This is a genomic window from Prauserella rugosa (assembly GCF_000719975.1).
GTDB classification, from domain to species: domain Bacteria; phylum Actinomycetota; class Actinomycetes; order Mycobacteriales; family Pseudonocardiaceae; genus Prauserella; species Prauserella rugosa.
Window position 1 is genome coordinate 56,998 of record NZ_JOIJ01000007.1, and the last position, 15,945, is coordinate 72,942.

A 15,945-nucleotide genomic window follows, 5' to 3' on the forward strand; every position below is an offset into this window, starting at 1 on the left:
GAGGCCGTAGACTTGGAATCGGACCCCCGCGGCGTCCACCCTGCGAACCTCCCCAGGGCCGGAAGGCAGCAAGGATAAGCAGGCTCTGACGGGTGCGGGGGTCCCCTTATTTTTTCCCGGCCTCGCTGTGTCCGGCCTCGCTGTGCCGGACCGCATGTCCTCCCTCGAGCACCGCTGTGACCGTTATGAACGAAACCGGTCGCCATGTCGTTGCCGTGCCTAGCATCAGCCCTCGCGCGACGAGGCGCTGACCGCGAGGAGGCCGGTATGGCAGCCGCAGCCACATCTCTGTCAGGGCGAGGCCCGGGACACGGCAGGCCGCCGGGAAGGCGCCGCCGCCGCGTCCTCCTTCGCGGAACCACAGCCGTGGCCGTCGGCCTCGCATCCCTGACGACACCGCTACCTGCGTCCGCCACCCCGGCGACCGAGCCGGGGAACGCCCGGCCCACGGTCACGGACTGTCCGGCGGACATCGCCGACCTCGCGACCTGTTATCGCGGCCAGGACGTCAACGGCGCCTACTACGCCATCGCGGTCCCGCACGAGTGGAACGGCTCGCTCGTCATGCACGCGCACGGCGGGCCCGATCTGGAACCCGAGGGCTCCGATCCCGAACGGAGCGTCGACGACCTCGAACGCTGGACGGTCATGGTCGAGGAGGGCTACGCATGGGCCGGCTCGTCCTACCGTCGCGGTGGATACGGCGTCCGGATGGCCGCGGAGGACACCGAAACCCTGCGGCAGCTGTACGTCGACCACTTCGGCCAACCGCGCAGGAACTTCGTGCACGGCCAGTCGTGGGGCGGGAACGTCGCCGCCAAGATCGCCGAGATCGACGCCGCCCGTGAGCGGCCCGCCTACGACGGTGCGCTGCTGACCAACGGCCTGGTGGCGGGCGGATCCCGCGGTTACGACTACCGCGTCGATCTGCGGGTCGTGTACCAGTACTACTGCGGCAACCATCCGCGTCCGACGGAGCCGCAGTACCCACTGTGGATGGGTCTGCCGGAGAACTCGACCATGACCCAGGACGACCTGCGCGCGCGGCTCGACGAATGCACCGGCTACTCGTCCCGGCCCCAGGAACGCACGGCAGGCCAGCAGCAGCGTCTCGACGACATCCTCGCGGTGACGCGGATCCCGGAGCGCTCCCTGGCCTCGCATCTCAACTGGGCGACGTTCACGTTCCGGGACATCGTCCACAACCGGCTCGACGGCCGGAACCCGTTCGGCAACCGCGGGGTGCGCTACACGGGTTCGCACGACGACAAGGCACTCAACGCAGGAGTCGAGCGGTTCACCGCCGACCGTTCCGCCCGGCGCGACCTCTCGTACGACAGCGACCTCACCGGTGCCGTGTCGATGCCGGTGCTGAGCCTGCACGCGATCGGCGACCCCACCGTCTTCGTCGAACACGAATCGGCCTACCTGGCGAGTCTCGAGGGCGCGGGCACCGACGAGCACCTGGTGCAGACGTTCACGACCGAGACCGAGCACAGCTCGCTGAGCGATGCCGAGTACGCGAATTCGATCGCGGCACTGTCGACATGGGTCACCACCGGCAGGAAACCGACGCCCCGTGCGATCGCCGCCACGTGCCCCTCGTTCGACGCGGTCTACGGGACGGGTTGTCACTACCGGCCCGACCACCGTCCCGCCGACTATCACTCCCGCATGTATCCGCGGCAGGGCGAACGGGACTGGCCCGCGCTCACCGCCGAACGGGAGGAGCACTGGAGTCACCGGCCCGGGGTCGGTATCGAGCCCTGACCCGCTCGGCGCGCGGTGTCGGTGGGGGTCGGTACGCTCGCTGCCGTGGCTCTCGCTCTGTACCGCAAGTACCGGCCCTCGACCTTCGCCGAGGTCGTGGGGCAGGAGCACGTCACCGAACCGCTCCGGACGGCGTTGGCTGCCGGGCGCATCAACCACGCCTACCTGTTCTCGGGCCCCCGCGGGTGCGGCAAGACCTCGAGCGCGCGCATCATGGCGCGCTCGCTCAACTGCGAACAGGGACCGACGCCCGACCCGTGCGGTGAATGCGGCCCCTGCAGGGCGCTCGCGCCCGAGGGGCCGGGCAGCGTCGACGTCACCGAGCTCGACGCCGCCAGCCACGGTGGTGTCGACGACGCCCGCGAGCTCCGCGACCGCGCGTTCTACGCGCCCGCCGAATCGCGGTACCGCGTGTTCATCATCGACGAGGCCCACATGGTCACGACGCAGGGCTTCAACGCCCTGCTGAAGATCGTCGAGGAACCGCCCGAACACCTCATCTTCATCTTCGCCACCACGGAGCCGGACAAGGTCCTGACCACCATCCGGTCGCGGACGCACCACTATCCGTTCCGGCTCATCCCGCCGACGGCGATGCGCGAACTGCTCGAACGCAACGTCGCCGCCGAGGGCATCCAGGTCGAGCCCGCGGTCTACCCGCTCGTGGTCCGCGCGGGAGGCGGCTCGGCGCGCGACACCCAGTCGGTGCTCGACCAGTTGCTCGCCGGCGCCGGCCCCGAGGGCGTCACCTACGACAGGGCGGTCGCCCTGCTCGGCGTCACCGACGCCGCGCTGATCGACTCGATGGTCGACGCCCTCGCGGCGGACGACCACAAGGAGGTCTTCGGCACCATCGACCGGCTCGCCGAGGCGGGCCACGATCCGCGGCGGTTCGCCAGCGACCTGCTCGACCGGTTCCGCGATCTGATCCTGCTGCGTTCCGTCCCGGACGCCGCGGCGCGCGGCATGGTCGCCGCGCCGGAGGAGGAGCTGAGCCGCATGGTGGCGCAGGCCGAGCGCCTCCAGCCCGGCACGCTCACGCGATACGCCGAGCTGTTGCACAACGGCCTGCTCGAGATGCGAGGCGCCACCGCGCCGCGACTGCTGCTCGAACTCCTCGCCGCGCGCATGCTGCTGCCCGAGGTCGCCGACGACGAGGGCGCGGTGCTGCAGCGCGTCGAACGGCTCGAACGCCGCATGACGGCGGGAGGTTCGGCACCGGGGGGTGAGCCAGCCCCCGAGCGCACCTTCGAACGGCCTTCGCAGCGTGTGCAGAAGCCCGACCCCGCGCCCCAGCAGCAGGCTCAACCACAACAGCAGGCCGAGCAGCAACCGCGGGCCGCCGAGAGTCCCGCCGCGCAACCGTCTGCCGCACCCGCGGCCCAGGCTCCGCAGCAGCCCGCGGCCCCGGCCGGTCCCGCTGCCGACTCTCCTGCCGAGCCTGCTGTCGACTCTGCTGCGGCGTCCACGGGTTCCGCGGCGAATGCCACCGCGGGCGCGGTGGCCGAACCGGCACAGCAGGACCCCGCAGCACCGGAACCGGCGGCGAGCGCCGACGGCGAGTCGTCCGGCGCGCCGGGAGCCATCGACGCCGCTGCGCTGCGGCAGTACTGGCCGCAGCTGCTGTCCACGGTGCGCAAGGCCAGCCGCAGCACCGAGGCGATGCTGACCAACGCGACCGTGCACAGCGTCGAGGGCAACGGCGTGACGCTCACCCACACCGCCGAACCACTGGCCAGGCGGCTGTCCGAACCGCGCAACGCCGATTGCATCGCCGCGGCGTTGGCCGAACTGCTCGGCGGGCAGTGGCAGGTGCGATGCCTGCACACCAGCGCCGTCTCCGCGGCCGCACCGTCAGCCGCGTCGCAGGGCGCTGCGCCGAATGCCCCGCAGCGCAGGCAGGCCGCCCCGGCACAGCCCGCGCCCGGCAACAACTCCGGCAATGGCTTCAACGCTGGCTCCAGCGCCGGCTCCGGTGCCGGCTCCGGTGCGCAGAACGGTTCGGGTCCGGCCCATGAGCCGGCACGGGGCGACTCGGCGCAGCGTGGCCCGGCTGAGCGTGGCTCGGCGCCGCCCGCCGCAGGCGCCGCGCCGGACGGCGGATCCGCCAGTCAACCGCAGGCAGCCCGGGAGCAGGCTGTGCCCGGGGGCCACCAACCGCAGCAGGCCGCCGACCGTCCCGGCAGGCCGACGCCGACCACGACCGAACCCGACATCCCCCTTCCCCCCGAACCGGACGACGACGAGTACGGCGAACCCGAGCCGCCGTCGCCGGAACAGACGGGGAACGCGCGGGCACAGCAGGCGTCACCGGGAGCCGCCTCAGGAGCTGGAACATCAGGAGCCGGAGCACCCGGGGCCCAGGACGCCGGCTCGGACGACCCCGACGCCGTGGCCGAACGTCTGCTGTCCGACCACCTCGGCGCGCGGCCGATCGACTGACGAACCGGCCGCTCAGCGGTCGAAGTAGTCCTCGATGCCGCGCGTGATGGCCTCCGCGTAGCGTTCGCGGCCCTCGGGCGTCGACATGGCCCTGGCCTCGTCGGGGTTGCGCATGTTCCCGCACTCGACGAGTACGGCGGGCACCGTCGACAGGTTCAGCCCCGCGAGGTCGTCGCGTCCGTCGAAGCCCTCGGTGGAGGCGATGTAGTCGGCGGTCGACAGTCCGGCATCGGTCATCCCCGCCACCATGGCCCGCGCCAGGCGCACGGCAGGTCCGCGCTGGGCGTCGTTCAACGGAGGGTCGGAGTAGATGACGTGGAAACCGCTCGCGTCCGAGTCCGTCCCGTCGGCGTGGATCGACACGACCGCGTCGGCGCCGGCCCGGTTACCGATGGCGGCGCGCTCGTCGACGCACGGTCCGACGCCGTCGTCGTCCTCTCGGGTCAGCTGCACGCGCACGCCCTGACGGGTGAGCCGGTCGCGTACCGCCTCGGCGACGGCGAAGTTGAACGCGTGCTCGCCGTAGCCGTCGTCGGTGCTGGTGCCGGTGGAGTTGCAGTGCTTGCGTTCGCCCCGGCCGTTCGGCACCTTGCGTTCGATCCGGTCCAGATTGGCGCCGTTGCGGCCGTTGTGCCCGGGGTCGAGGACCACGAGGGGTGCGTCCGCGCGAGGGGGAGCCGCGCGTTTCGGCCGGTCCGCGGCCGACGAGGCCGCGCCGCCGGACTCGCCGGGAGCCGGGTCTGCCGCGGTGCACGACGCCAGCAGCACACCCGCGCAGACCACCGCGACCACGCCGCGCAGCGACCTGCCCGCGCTCCTGCGTGGTGGCTTTGCCGTTTCGGAGCCCCCCGAACCTCGCACGGCATCCACGTTGCCACACTCGGGGCGACTAGGCTGACCGATACAGCCACTCCAGCGACGAGATCGGATCGACCACCATGGTGCAGCCCGGCGGCGGAATGCCCGACATGCAGCAGATCCTGCAGCAGGCCCAGCAGATGCAGCAGCAGATGCTCGAGGCGCAGCAGGAGATCGCGCAGGCCGAGGTCACCGGCACCTCGGGCGGTGGCATGGTCACCGCCACGGTGAGCGGTGAGCTCGAGCTCAAGAAGCTCGACATCGACCCCAAGATCGTGGACCCCGACGACGTCGAGACGCTGTCCGACCTGGTCGTCGCGGCTGTGCGGGACGCGACGAGCAACGCGCAGCAGCTCCAGCAGGAGAAGCTCGGCCCGATCGCGGGCGGGCTCGGCGGCGGTGAGGGTCTGCCCGGCATGGGCAACCTCGGTCTTCCCGGAATGTAAGCGTGTACGAAGGTGTCGTTCAGGACCTGATCGACGAGCTGGGCCGGCTGCCCGGCGTCGGTCCGAAGAGTGCCCAGCGCATCGCGTTCCACCTGCTGGCCTCCGACCCGCAGGACATCGGCAGGTTGCGCGAGGTGCTCGGCAAGGTCGCCGAGGGCGTCCGGTTCTGCGAGGTGTGCGGCAACGTCTCCGAGGCCGAGCGCTGCCGCATCTGCAACGACGTGCGGCGCGACTCGTCGTTGATCTGTGTCGTCGAGGAACCCAAGGACGTACTGGCAGTCGAGCGCACGCGCGAGTTCCGTGGCCGCTACCACGTGCTGGGCGGCGCTCTGGATCCGTTGTCGGGCGTGGGCCCCGATCAGCTTCGGATCAAGGATCTGCTCACCCGGATCGGCGCCGAGGAGGTCACCGAGGTGATCATCGCGACCGACCCGAACACCGAGGGCGAGGCGACCGCCACCTACCTGGTGCGGATGCTGCGTGATTTCCCCGGCCTCAACGTGACCCGCCTGGCCTCGGGCCTTCCCATGGGCGGCGACCTCGAGTTCGCCGACGAGTTGACGCTCGGCCGCGCGCTGTCCGGCCGGCGCGCGCTGTAGTCCCACCGAGGCTGCCGACGATGCGCCCGGCAGACACCGGGGCGGGACCGGACCCGGCCACGACCGAGCGGTTCGCCGCCGAAGCGGCGACCCGGGTGCTGGCCGCGCCGCCGCGGCTCGGCTCCGTTCGTCTGCTCGCCGTCGACGGCCCTTCCGGTGCGGGCAAGACGCGGCTGGCTGCCGAGATCGGTGACGTCCTGCGCGCCCGCGGAGTCGACACCGCTCAGGTGAGCACCGACGACTTCGCGACGTGGGACGAACCGGTGTCGTGGTGGCCGCGACTCGCCGCGGGCGTGCTGGAGCCGCTCGCGGAGGGGCGGCCCGGTCGGTACCGGCGCACCGAGTGGTCGGCGCATGGTCAGCCGTACCCGGGGTCGTGGGTGGACGTTCCGGCAGCCGACGTGCTGGTGCTCGAGGGAGTCTCCTCCGGGCGCCGCTCGGTGCGCGGCGTGGTGTCGGTGCTGTGCTGGCTGGACCACGGTGACGAGGCGGCGCGACTCGAGCGCGCCGTCGGCAGGGACGGCGAGTGGTCCAGACCGCACCTGCGCGCGTGGCAGCGCTTCGAGGCCGGATGGTTCGCGGTGGACGAGCCGTGGAAGGCGGCACACCTTCGGTATTCGGCTGAATGGACTAACCACTGAACGAGAACGGGCCGAAACTGCAGGAATTCGGGCACGTTCCGTTGTCGTAATTCCGATTGCCAGCGCCATTCCGGGCGTCAAGTAGCGCGATCGTAACCTCAGGCGCTTAAGGAAACGGCAACCAAGCGCTAAGGTCTGCCTCCATCTGCGCCCGTCTGGGCGTTACCGAACTGACCTTCTCAAGGGGTGCGAACATGCTCCACTCACGAGTGACGCGCACGCGCCGCCTCGCCCTGATCGGGCTGGCAGGCGCACTCGCGTTGTCGGCTTGTGCCTCGGAACGCGACCAGGGCTCGGGCAGTGATGCGAACACGCTGGTCTTCGGCGCCGCAGGTGCGCCCAAGAACTTCGACCCCGTCTTCAACGACGACGGGGAGAGCTTCCGCCCGATGCGGCAGATGTACGAAACCCTCGTGGCGTACAAGCCCGGAAGTGCAGATCTCGAGCCCGGCCTGGCCACCGAGTGGGAGCCGAGCGCCGACGGCAAGACCTGGACCTTCAAGCTCCGTGAGGGCGTCAAGTTCCACGACGGCACCGATTTCAACGCCGAGGCCGTCTGCTTCAACTTCGACCGCTGGCACAACATGCCGGGAGAGGCCGCGCAGAGCCAGATGATCTACTACGGCGACGTCTTCGAGGGATTCGCCGAGAACAAGGGCGATGCCACCGGCGACCCGGTGTACAAATCCTGCGAGGCCAAGGACGAGCACACCGCCGTCCTGCACCTGAACAAGGCGAAGGGCGCGTTCCCCGACGCGTTCGGCCTGACGTCGCTGTCGATGTCCAGTCCCGATGCGCTGAAGAAGCACAACGCCGACGAGGTCACGCAGAGCGGGGACTCGTTCAGCTATCCCGCTTACGCCAACGAACACCCCACGGGCACCGGCCCGTACAAGTTCGAGTCCTACGACAAGTCCGCCAAGACGATCACGTTGACGCGCAACGAGGACTACTGGGGCGAGAAGGCCAGACTCGAGAAGATCGTCTTCCGCGTCATCGAGGACGAGAACACGCGCAAGCAGGACATGATCTCCGGGCAGATCGACGGCTACGACCTGCCGAACCCGGCCGACTACCAGGCCCTCCGCGACGCAGGCGCCCAGGTGATGGTGCGTCCGGTGTTCAACATCCTCTACCTGGGCATCAACCAGGCGAACACGCCCGAGCTCAAGGACGTCCGCGTCCGCAAGGCGATCGAGTACGCCATCAACAAGGAGCAGCTCGCCAAGAACCAGCTGCCCGAGGGCGCGGAGGCGCGCGACCAGTTCGTGCCTGAGGAGACCGACGGCTACACCGACGAGGTCGAGAAGCACGAGTACGACGTCGAGGAGGCCAAGCGGCTGCTGAAGGAGGCCGGCGCCGAGGACCTGACGCTCAAGTTCTACGTGCCCACCGAGGTCAGCAGGCCGTACATGCCGAACCCGGTCGACATCGCGGGCGCGGTGTCGGACGACCTGAAGGCCGCGGGTATCGACGTCGAGATGGTGCAGCGTCCGTGGAACGGTGGCTTCAAGGACGACGTCCAGAAGGCCGGTAAGCACGACATCCACCTGCTCGGCTGGACCGGCGACTACGGCGACGCGGGGAACTTCGTCGGCACGTTCTTCGGCAGGGAGAAGGCGGAGTTCGGCTTCAACGACCGCGAGGTGTTCAAGGCTCTGTCCGATGCGGACTCCAAGGTCGACGACGAGGAGCAGAAGCAGGCCTACGAGAAGGCCGCGGTGACGATCTCCGAGTACGTGCCCGCGGTGCCGTTGACCTCGTCCCCGCCCGCGATCGTCGTCGGCGGTGACATCCAGGGTCTCGTTCCGAGCCCGCTGACCGACGAGCGGTTCGCTCCGGTCCACAAGGGCGAGAGCTGACGCTCAGCCGTCATCCCACCGGGAGGCAGTGCGCCGACGCGGCTGCCTCCCGGTCTCATGGGAAAAGGCACGTAATACATGCTCAGGTTCACTGTGCGTCGGTTGCTGCAGGCGATTCCGACGCTGTTCGTACTGTCCGTTCTGGTCTTCGCGTGGTTGCGCCTGCTGCCGGGTGGCCCGGCGACGGCGCTGCTCGGCGACAAGGCGACTCCCGAGAAGGTCGCGGCGATGAACGCCGTGCTGGGACTGGACGATCCGATCGTCATCCAGTACTTTCGCTTCCTCGGCCGTGTTCTGACCGGTGACTTCGGCGCCTCGCTGATCACCGGCGATCCGGTGATGACCGAGGTCGCCCGGGCCTTCCCCGCGACGCTCGAGTTGTCGGTGGCGGCGATGTTCCTCGCCGTGCTGTTCGGGATTCCGATGGGCTATCTGGCCGCTCGGTTCCGCGGACGGTTCCTCGACAACGCGACCGTGGTGACGACCCTGGTCGGCGTCGCGGTGCCGGTGTTCTTCCTCGGCTTCCTGCTCAAGTACGTGTTCACGCAGGAGATCGCGCTCCTTCCGCCGTCCGGCAGGCAGGACGTGCTGATCGATGCCACCCGGGTCACCGGAATTGCCACATTGGACGGTCTGCTGACCGGCGAGTTCGACGCGACGTGGGACGCGATCCTGCACCTGATCCTGCCGTCGATCGCGCTGGCGAGCATCCCGTTTGCCGTCATCGTGCGGATCACGCGGGCTTCGGTGCTGGACGTGCAGGGTGAGGACTTCGTCCGCACCGCCGACTCGAAGGGACTGACCACACCCGTCGTCCGCAGGCGACACGTGCTGCGGAACGCACTGCTGCCGGTGTCGACGACGATCGGCCTGCAGACCGGTCTGCTGATGTCGGGTGCGGTGCTGACGGAGAAGGTGTTCGCGTGGGGCGGCCTCGGCACCCTGCTCGAACAGGCCATCCAGCAGCGTGACTACCCACGGCTGCAGGGCCTGATTCTGCTGTTCGCGACGGTGTTCGTGTTGGTCAACCTGCTGGTCGACATTTCGTACGCAATCATCGACCCGAGGGTGCGTGTGCGATGAGCATTCTTTCCACGCGTAAGGCCGACAAGATCGATGCGCTCGCCGAGGGCGGCACGAGCCTGGCGATGGACGCGCTCCGGCGCACGTTCCGCAACCCGGTCGCGATCATCGGACTCGTCATCGTCGCGTTGTTCGTCATCCTCGCGATCATCGCGCCGTTCATCGCACCGAAGGACCCCTACGTCCCGTATCCGGAACTGCAGAACCAGCTGACGCCGTCGAACATCCCCGGGCCGATGCCGGGGTTCGTCCTCGGCAGCGACCAGAACGGATACGACTTCTTCTCGCGGCTGCTCGTCGGCGCGCAACAGACCCTGTTCGTGGGCGTGTTCGCGACGCTGATCGGCGTGGCGATCGGCATGGTCATCGGCGGACTTGCCGGTGCGTTCGGCGGCTGGGTCGACACCGTCCTCATGCGACTCACCGACATCATGCTGTCGATTCCGTCGCTGTTGCTCGCGATCTCGATCGCCGCGCTGCTGCCGGGTAGCCAGTGGACGGTGATCATCGCGGTCGCGATGATCGGTGTTCCCGTGTTCGCACGGTTGTTGCGCGGGGCGATGATGGCGCAACGGTCGAGCGATCACGTGCTGGCCGCGACGGCACTGGGCGTCAAGCGCAGGACGATCGTCTTCCGGCACATGCTGCCGAACTCCATCGGACCGGTCATCGTGCAGGCGACGTTGACGCTCGCCACGGCCATCATCGACGCCGCCGCGCTGTCGTTCCTCGGGCTCGGCGATTCGGACTGGCGGCGCGCGGAGTGGGGACTGATGCTCGGCAAGGCACAGGAGCTGCTGAGCGTCAAACCGTCGCTGGCGTTCTACCCCGCGATCGCGATCATCATCGTGGCGCTCGGATTCACACTGCTCGGCGAGTCGATGCGCGAATCGCTCGACCCGAAGAACAGGCGGTAAGGGCATGGCACTACTCGACGTACGCGACCTGAGCGTCGTGTTCAAACGCAAGGGAACCCGCCCGTTCACCGCGGTCGACGGCGTCAGCTTCTCGGTGGAACCGGGGCAGACCGTGGGCCTGGTCGGCGAGTCGGGCAGCGGGAAGTCGGTGACGTCCCTGGCGATCATGGGCCTGCTGCCCAAACGCGGTGCCGAGGTCACCGGCTCGGTGACGTTCTCCGACACCGAACTGCTGACGCTGTCGGACAAGCAGCTGAGGGATCGCAGGGGCCGCGATCTGGGCATGGTGTTCCAGGACCCGCTGTCGTCGTTGAACCCGGTGATCACCATCGGCTTGCAGATCACCGAGGTGCTCGAACGGCACCGCGGCATGTCGAGGAAGGAGGCCAGGTCGGAGGCCGTCGAACTCCTCGGCCGCGTCGGCCTGCCCGACCCGCAGCGGCGGATCGGCGAGTATCCGCACCAGCTCTCCGGTGGCATGCGGCAGCGAGTGCTGATCGCGATCGCGTTGGCCTGTCAGCCGAAACTGCTCATCGCCGACGAGCCGACGACCGCGCTCGACGTGACGATCCAGGCACAGATCCTGTCCCTGCTGTCGGAGCTGGTGTCCGAAACGGACACCGCGCTCATCATGATCACCCACGACCTGGGTGTCGTGGCCGGCCTGTGCGACGAGGTCAACGTCATGTACGGCGGCCGGATCGTGGAGCGGGCCGAGCGGCACGGACTGTTCGCACGGTCGCGGCATCCCTACACCCACGGTCTGCTCGAGTCGATCCCGCGGCTCGACGCTCCGCGCGGTGAGCCGTTGCGGCCGATCAAGGGTTCGGTGTCGGACAACATCGAGTGGAGTCAGGGCTGCGCGTTCGCCCCGCGCTGTCCGAACGCGACGGACGTGTGCTGGAGCGATCCGCCCGAGCTCGTCGAGGACCGGGGCGGGATGCTGCGGTGTCACAACCCGGTGGCGGCGGCCGAGGACGCGGTTACGGAGGGAGCGCTGTGAACACCGAGGGCGCTGTGAACACCGAGGGTGCTGCGAGTACCGAGGGTGCGGGCACCGGCCACGAGAGCGGCGAGGTGCTCGTCACCGTCGAGGGGCTCGAGGTGCACTTTCCCATCAAGCGGGGGATCGTGCTGGAGCGCACGGTCGGCCACGTCTACGCGGTCGACGGGGTGGACCTGACGGTCCGGCGGGGCGAGACCTACGGTCTGGTCGGCGAATCCGGCTGCGGCAAGACGACCCTCGGAAGGGGGTTGCTCCGGCTCGTCGAACCCACGGGCGGGCGGGTCGTGTTCGACGACACCGACGTCTCGACGCTCAAGGGCGAGACGCTGCGCAAGGCCAGGCGGCGGATGCAGATGATCTTCCAGGATCCGCTGTCCAGTCTGGACCCGCGGCAGTCGGTCGAGTCGATCCTCGTCGAGGGCATGCGAGCGCACGGCCTCGACAAGGGCAAGGAGTCGACCAGGGCCCGGCTCGTCGAACTGCTCGACGCCGTCGGACTTCCCGAGAGCGCGTTGCACAAGTATCCGCACGAGTTCTCCGGCGGTCAGCGTCAGCGCATCGGGATCGCCCGTGCGTTGGCGGTCGAGCCGGACCTGATCGTCGCCGACGAACCGGTGTCGGCGCTGGACGTGTCGGTGCAGGCGCAGGTGCTGAACCTGTTGGAGGAACTGCAGGATCGCCTCGGGCTGACGTACCTGGTCATCGCCCACGACCTCGCCGTCGTACGGCACATCTCCGACCGCATCGGCGTGATGTACCTCGGCTCGCTCGTGGAGGAGGCGACGTCGGACGCGCTGTACGCCGAGCCGCTGCACCCCTACACGAAGGCACTGTTGTCGGCGATCCCCGTGCCGGACCCGGCGGTCGAGGACTCCCGCGAGCAGATCCTGCTCTCCGGCGACCTGCCCTCGCCCGCGAACCCGCCGACGGGGTGCCGATTCCACACGCGGTGTCCGTGGAAGCAGGAGACCCGGTGCGACACCGATCGGCCGGAGCTGCGCGACGTCGGGGACGGCCATCGCGTGGCGTGCCACTACGCCGAGGACATCCTCGCCCGAACGATCACGCCGCACGAGGTCGAACCCGAGGTGGTCGACCAGACCCAGGAGGCCCCGCTGCCGTAGGCGGAGTGGGCCGGGCGCGTCAGGTCAGCGCCGGGTCGTGGTCGGCGGAGGTGGCGTGGGCGCGTCTTCTGGCAAGGCGAGCGCCCGCCGAACCGAGGAACACGCCTGCCACCACCACGGCGCTGGCCGCGATCTCGATCGGCGTCGGCCGTTCGTCGAGCACGACGAACGCCAGCGTGAGTCCCACGACCGGAACCAGCAGCGAGAACGGTGCGACCGTGCTCGCCGGGTTCCGCCGCATGAGCGTCGACCAGATGCCCGCACCGACCGCCGTACCCAGGATCGCGGTGTAGGCCAGTCCGGCCACGGCGAGCCACGCCGTCGCGTCGTCGATCGTGGCCAGGCTCTGCCACCCCGCCGCGGGACCCTCGAACACGAGCGAGAGCGCCAGCATCGGCACCGGCGGCACGACCGACATCCACAGTGTCAGGTGCAGCGGGTTGCTCGGTTCGGCCTTGCGCAGGCACAGGTTCCCCACCGCCCAGCTCAGGGCGCCGAGCACGGTCAGGAGCACGGGAAGCAGCGTGGCGTGTTCGGCGCGCTGCCAGGCGATGGCGCACATGCCCACCACCGCGAGTCCGATCCCGGCCACCTGCCAGCGCGACAGTTTCTCGCCGATCAGCAGCCAGCCCAGCAACACCGTGAACGGGGCCGAGGCCTGGAGCACGAGGGAGGCGAGCCCGGTCGGCATCCCCGCGACCATGGCGATGAACAGGAACGCGAACTGCAGCGTGCCGAAACCCAGCCCGTAGCCGATGAACCAGCGCAGCTTCACCTTCGGCCACGGCACGAGCACGACGACCGGCAGCACGAGGACGGCGAACCGCAACGCACCCGCGAACAGCGGTGGGAAGTGTCGGAGGGTCGCGTCGATCGCCAGGAAGTTGCAGCCCCACAGGACGGCGGTGAGGGCGGCCAGCAGCCGATCGCGCACGCTCATGCCACCAGCTTGCGGCTCCTAACTATGAAGTTCCAGCGATATTATTTTCACCGTCCTTCCAAGTCTCCTTCACTGTCTGGTTGACTGTGGGAGTGGATCTGGGGAAGTTGCGCACGCTGAGGGAATTCGCCGACCGGGGGAGCGTCGTCGCGACGGCGCAGGCGCTGCACTGCACACCGTCGGCCGTGTCCCAACAGCTGAAGGCACTGCAGGCCGAGACCGGCGTCGCGCTGACCGAACCCGCAGGCCGGGGGCTTCGCCTGACCGACGCGGGTGCTGCCCTGGTGGCCAGGGCCGACGAGGTGCTTGGCGCCGTCGAACGGGCGGAGGCCGAGCTCGACGCATATCGCGAGTCCCCGCGCGGACGCGTGCGGCTCGCGATCTTCCCTTCGGCCGCGGTGCTGTTGCTGCCCGGTCTGCTCACGCGGTTCGCCGAGTTCACCGGACTCGACGTCGACGTACGCGATGTCGACATGACGCCCGACGAGGTGCCGGGGCTGCTGGCCGACTTCGACATCGTCGTCACGCACCGGGACGAACACGCCACGCCGATCGAGTCGGAGCGACTGCGCGTCGTGCCGTTGTTGCGCGAACCGCTCGACGTCGCTCTGCCACAGGGGCATCCGCTGGGCGGAAAGGAGCGGCTCGAACTCGCCGACCTCGCGAACGAGCGGTGGATCAGCGTCGACGTCGGATTCCCCGTCGACGACGTGCTGCTGTCCCTGGCCACTCGCACCGGGGTGCGGCCACGGGTGGTGCAGCGGATCAACGACTTCCACATCACCGAGGCACTCGTCGCGGCGGGCCACGGGATCGCGTTGCTGCCCCGGTACGCGGTGGACACCACCCGGGTCGTTCGGCGGCCGCTGGCCGGCATCCGCGTGGCTCGGAACGTCGAGGCCGTTGTCCGGCACGGGGGGCCTGTTCGGCCTGCTGTCAGTGCCGTTCTGGAGGCCGTGCGGGCCGAGGCCGGGGAGGTCGCCCTGGGGTGACGCCCGGCGGCGTTTCGGCAACTCGCGTCGCCGTGTTGGCATCTTGCGTCGTCGTGTTGGCACTTGGCGGCGTTGTGAACCGCACCGAACCGCACGCACGAACCCTTCCCCGAACCCGGCCACGAAACCATGCCGCACCCTGACAGGGTTCACCGCCAGCCTGGACCCCATGGACTCACTGACAGGACGGACGGCGGTCGTAGCAGGCGGGACCCGTGGGGCCAGCCGCGCCATCGCCGTGGAACTGGCCCGCCGCGGCGCATACGTGTACGTGACCGGGCGCAGCTCGGGCGAAACGCGGTCCGAAGTGGATCGGCCGGAGACGATCGAAGGCACGCTGGAGCTCATCGGCGAGGCGGGTGGGCACGGGACGGCCATTCGCGTCGACCACCTCGAACGGGAACAGGTGCGGGAACTGGCCACGCGGATCGACGCCGAACGCGGCCGGGTCGACATCCTGGTCAACGGACTCTGGGGCGGCGACAACTACATCGGCTGGGACGCACCGGTGTGGGAGCATCCACTCGACGACGCGCTGCGCATGATCAGGCTGAGCATCGACGCGCACATGATCACCAGCCATCATCTGCTCGGCCTGATGATCCGGCGGCCTGGCGGACTCGTCGTCGAAGTCACCGACGGCACCGCCGAACACAACGCGGCATACCGCGAAGGCACGTCACTCGGGTTCTACGTCGCCAAAGCCGCCGTACACCAGCTTGCCATCGGCCAAGCCCACCAACTGGCCCCGTACGGCAGCACCGCCGTCGCCGTCACACCCGGCTGGCTCCGCTCCGAAGCCATGCTCGACCACTACGGCGTCACCGAAGACAACTGGCGCGACGCGCTCACCACTGTGCCGCACTTCTGCATCTCCGAAACTCCCACCTTCACCGGCCGCACCGTCGCCGCTCTCGCTGCCGACCCCGACAAACACCGCTTCGCCGGGCAAACCCTGTCCAGCGGCCACCTGGCCCAGATCTACGACATTGATGACGTCGACGGCAGCCGGCCCGACGCGTGGCGCTACATCGCCGAAGTCGAACAACCCGGCAAACCCGCCGACGCCACCGGCTACCGGTAACCCCTGCGCACCGGCAACGACCGGCGCACAATGCAACCCATGCGAGCCGAACGCCTCGTGGCGCTCCTGTTCACCCTGCAACGCCGCCAAACCGCGACCATCGCCGAACTCGCCGAGGCACTCGACGTCTCCGAACGCACGATGCACCGCGACATCGCCGCACTGCAGAACGTCGGCGTAC

At 69.3% G+C, this 15,945-nt stretch carries 14 protein-coding genes, 1 other RNA gene and 1 pseudogene; 14 read left to right on the top strand and 2 right to left on the bottom strand.

The genetic code is table 11. The features are described from left to right. Nucleotides 1-15: 15 nt before the first annotated feature. From ffs to IF64_RS0111770, 3 genes are all read left to right on the top strand, one after another. Nucleotides 16-114, top strand: an RNA gene (ffs, locus tag IF64_RS26545) — signal recognition particle sRNA small type. Between the two features lie 252 nt (nucleotides 115-366). Beyond that, a complete protein-coding gene (locus IF64_RS0111765) occupies nucleotides 367-1,770 on the top strand; it encodes a hypothetical protein (protein ID WP_211252567.1) in 1,404 nt (467 codons plus the stop codon). 45 nt (nucleotides 1,771-1,815) lie between these two features. Continuing rightward, a complete protein-coding gene (locus IF64_RS0111770) occupies nucleotides 1,816-4,212 on the top strand; it encodes a DNA polymerase III subunit gamma and tau (protein ID WP_030532109.1) in 2,397 nt (798 codons plus the stop codon). A gap of 12 nt (nucleotides 4,213-4,224) precedes the next feature. On the opposite strand, the gene IF64_RS0111775 is transcribed toward IF64_RS0111770, so the two are convergent. Then, nucleotides 4,225-5,073 (bottom strand): N-acetylmuramoyl-L-alanine amidase, encoded by an 849-nt coding sequence (locus IF64_RS0111775; protein WP_084705809.1) that lies wholly within the window; start codon nucleotides 5,071-5,073, stop codon nucleotides 4,225-4,227. A gap of 77 nt (nucleotides 5,074-5,150) precedes the next feature. Here IF64_RS0111775 and IF64_RS0111780 point away from each other — a divergent pair, with 77 nt between their 5' ends. The 8 genes from IF64_RS0111780 (at nucleotide 5,151) to IF64_RS0111815 (ending at nucleotide 12,748) form a co-directional block, all read left to right on the top strand. After that, nucleotides 5,151-5,516 (top strand): YbaB/EbfC family nucleoid-associated protein, encoded by a 366-nt coding sequence (locus IF64_RS0111780; RefSeq protein WP_030532111.1) that lies wholly within the window; start codon nucleotides 5,151-5,153, stop codon nucleotides 5,514-5,516. 2 nt (nucleotides 5,517-5,518) lie between these two features. Continuing rightward, nucleotides 5,519-6,115 carry a recombination mediator RecR gene (gene recR / locus IF64_RS0111785; protein ID WP_030532112.1) on the top strand — a complete coding sequence of 199 codons (597 nt, stop codon included), beginning with the start codon at nucleotides 5,519-5,521 and terminating at the stop codon, nucleotides 6,113-6,115. Between the two features lie 20 nt (nucleotides 6,116-6,135). Beyond that, the gene (locus IF64_RS0111790; RefSeq protein ID WP_048807616.1) at nucleotides 6,136-6,756 is read left to right on the top strand and encodes a uridine kinase family protein; all 621 of its coding nucleotides are present in this window, start codon (nucleotides 6,136-6,138) and stop codon (nucleotides 6,754-6,756) included. Nucleotides 6,757-6,950: 194 nt separating this feature from the next. Next, nucleotides 6,951-8,618, top strand: a complete 1,668-nt coding sequence (locus IF64_RS0111795) for an ABC transporter substrate-binding protein (protein ID WP_030532114.1) — start codon at nucleotides 6,951-6,953, stop codon at nucleotides 8,616-8,618. 78 nt (nucleotides 8,619-8,696) lie between these two features. Next, nucleotides 8,697-9,701: an ABC transporter permease gene (locus IF64_RS0111800; RefSeq protein WP_030532115.1), complete on the top strand. Its 1,005-nt coding sequence runs from the start codon at nucleotides 8,697-8,699 to the stop codon at nucleotides 9,699-9,701. Next, nucleotides 9,698-10,618 carry an ABC transporter permease gene (locus tag IF64_RS0111805; protein ID WP_030532116.1) on the top strand — a complete coding sequence of 307 codons (921 nt, stop codon included), beginning with the start codon at nucleotides 9,698-9,700 and terminating at the stop codon, nucleotides 10,616-10,618. Before IF64_RS0111800 ends, IF64_RS0111805 begins: the two co-directional genes overlap by 4 nt. A 4-nt stretch (nucleotides 10,619-10,622) precedes the next feature. After that, nucleotides 10,623-11,621 (top strand): ABC transporter ATP-binding protein, encoded by a 999-nt coding sequence (locus IF64_RS0111810; protein ID WP_030532117.1) that lies wholly within the window; start codon nucleotides 10,623-10,625, stop codon nucleotides 11,619-11,621. 74 nt (nucleotides 11,622-11,695) lie between these two features. Then, nucleotides 11,696-12,748, top strand: coding sequence for an ABC transporter ATP-binding protein (locus IF64_RS0111815; RefSeq protein WP_051757816.1), 1,053 nt, complete (start codon nucleotides 11,696-11,698; stop codon nucleotides 12,746-12,748). A 19-nt stretch (nucleotides 12,749-12,767) separates the two neighbouring features. Here the strand turns inward: IF64_RS0111815 and IF64_RS0111820 are convergent, their stop codons facing one another. After that, nucleotides 12,768-13,688, bottom strand: coding sequence for an EamA family transporter (locus IF64_RS0111820; protein WP_030532119.1), 921 nt, complete (start codon nucleotides 13,686-13,688; stop codon nucleotides 12,768-12,770). Between the two features lie 92 nt (nucleotides 13,689-13,780). On the opposite strand from IF64_RS0111820, the gene IF64_RS0111825 reads away from it, so the two are divergent. The 3 genes and pseudogenes from IF64_RS0111825 to IF64_RS28315 form a co-directional block, all read left to right on the top strand. Further along, a complete protein-coding gene (locus tag IF64_RS0111825; protein ID WP_030532120.1) occupies nucleotides 13,781-14,680 on the top strand; it encodes a LysR family transcriptional regulator in 900 nt (299 codons plus the stop codon). A gap of 169 nt (nucleotides 14,681-14,849) precedes the next feature. Continuing rightward, nucleotides 14,850-15,764: an SDR family oxidoreductase gene (locus IF64_RS0111830; protein WP_030532121.1), complete on the top strand. Its 915-nt coding sequence runs from the start codon at nucleotides 14,850-14,852 to the stop codon at nucleotides 15,762-15,764. 39 nt (nucleotides 15,765-15,803) lie between these two features. Next, nucleotides 15,804-15,917 (top strand): annotated as a pseudogene (locus IF64_RS28315) (HTH domain-containing protein); the annotation flags it as partial. Between the last annotated feature and the right edge of the window lie 28 nt (nucleotides 15,918-15,945).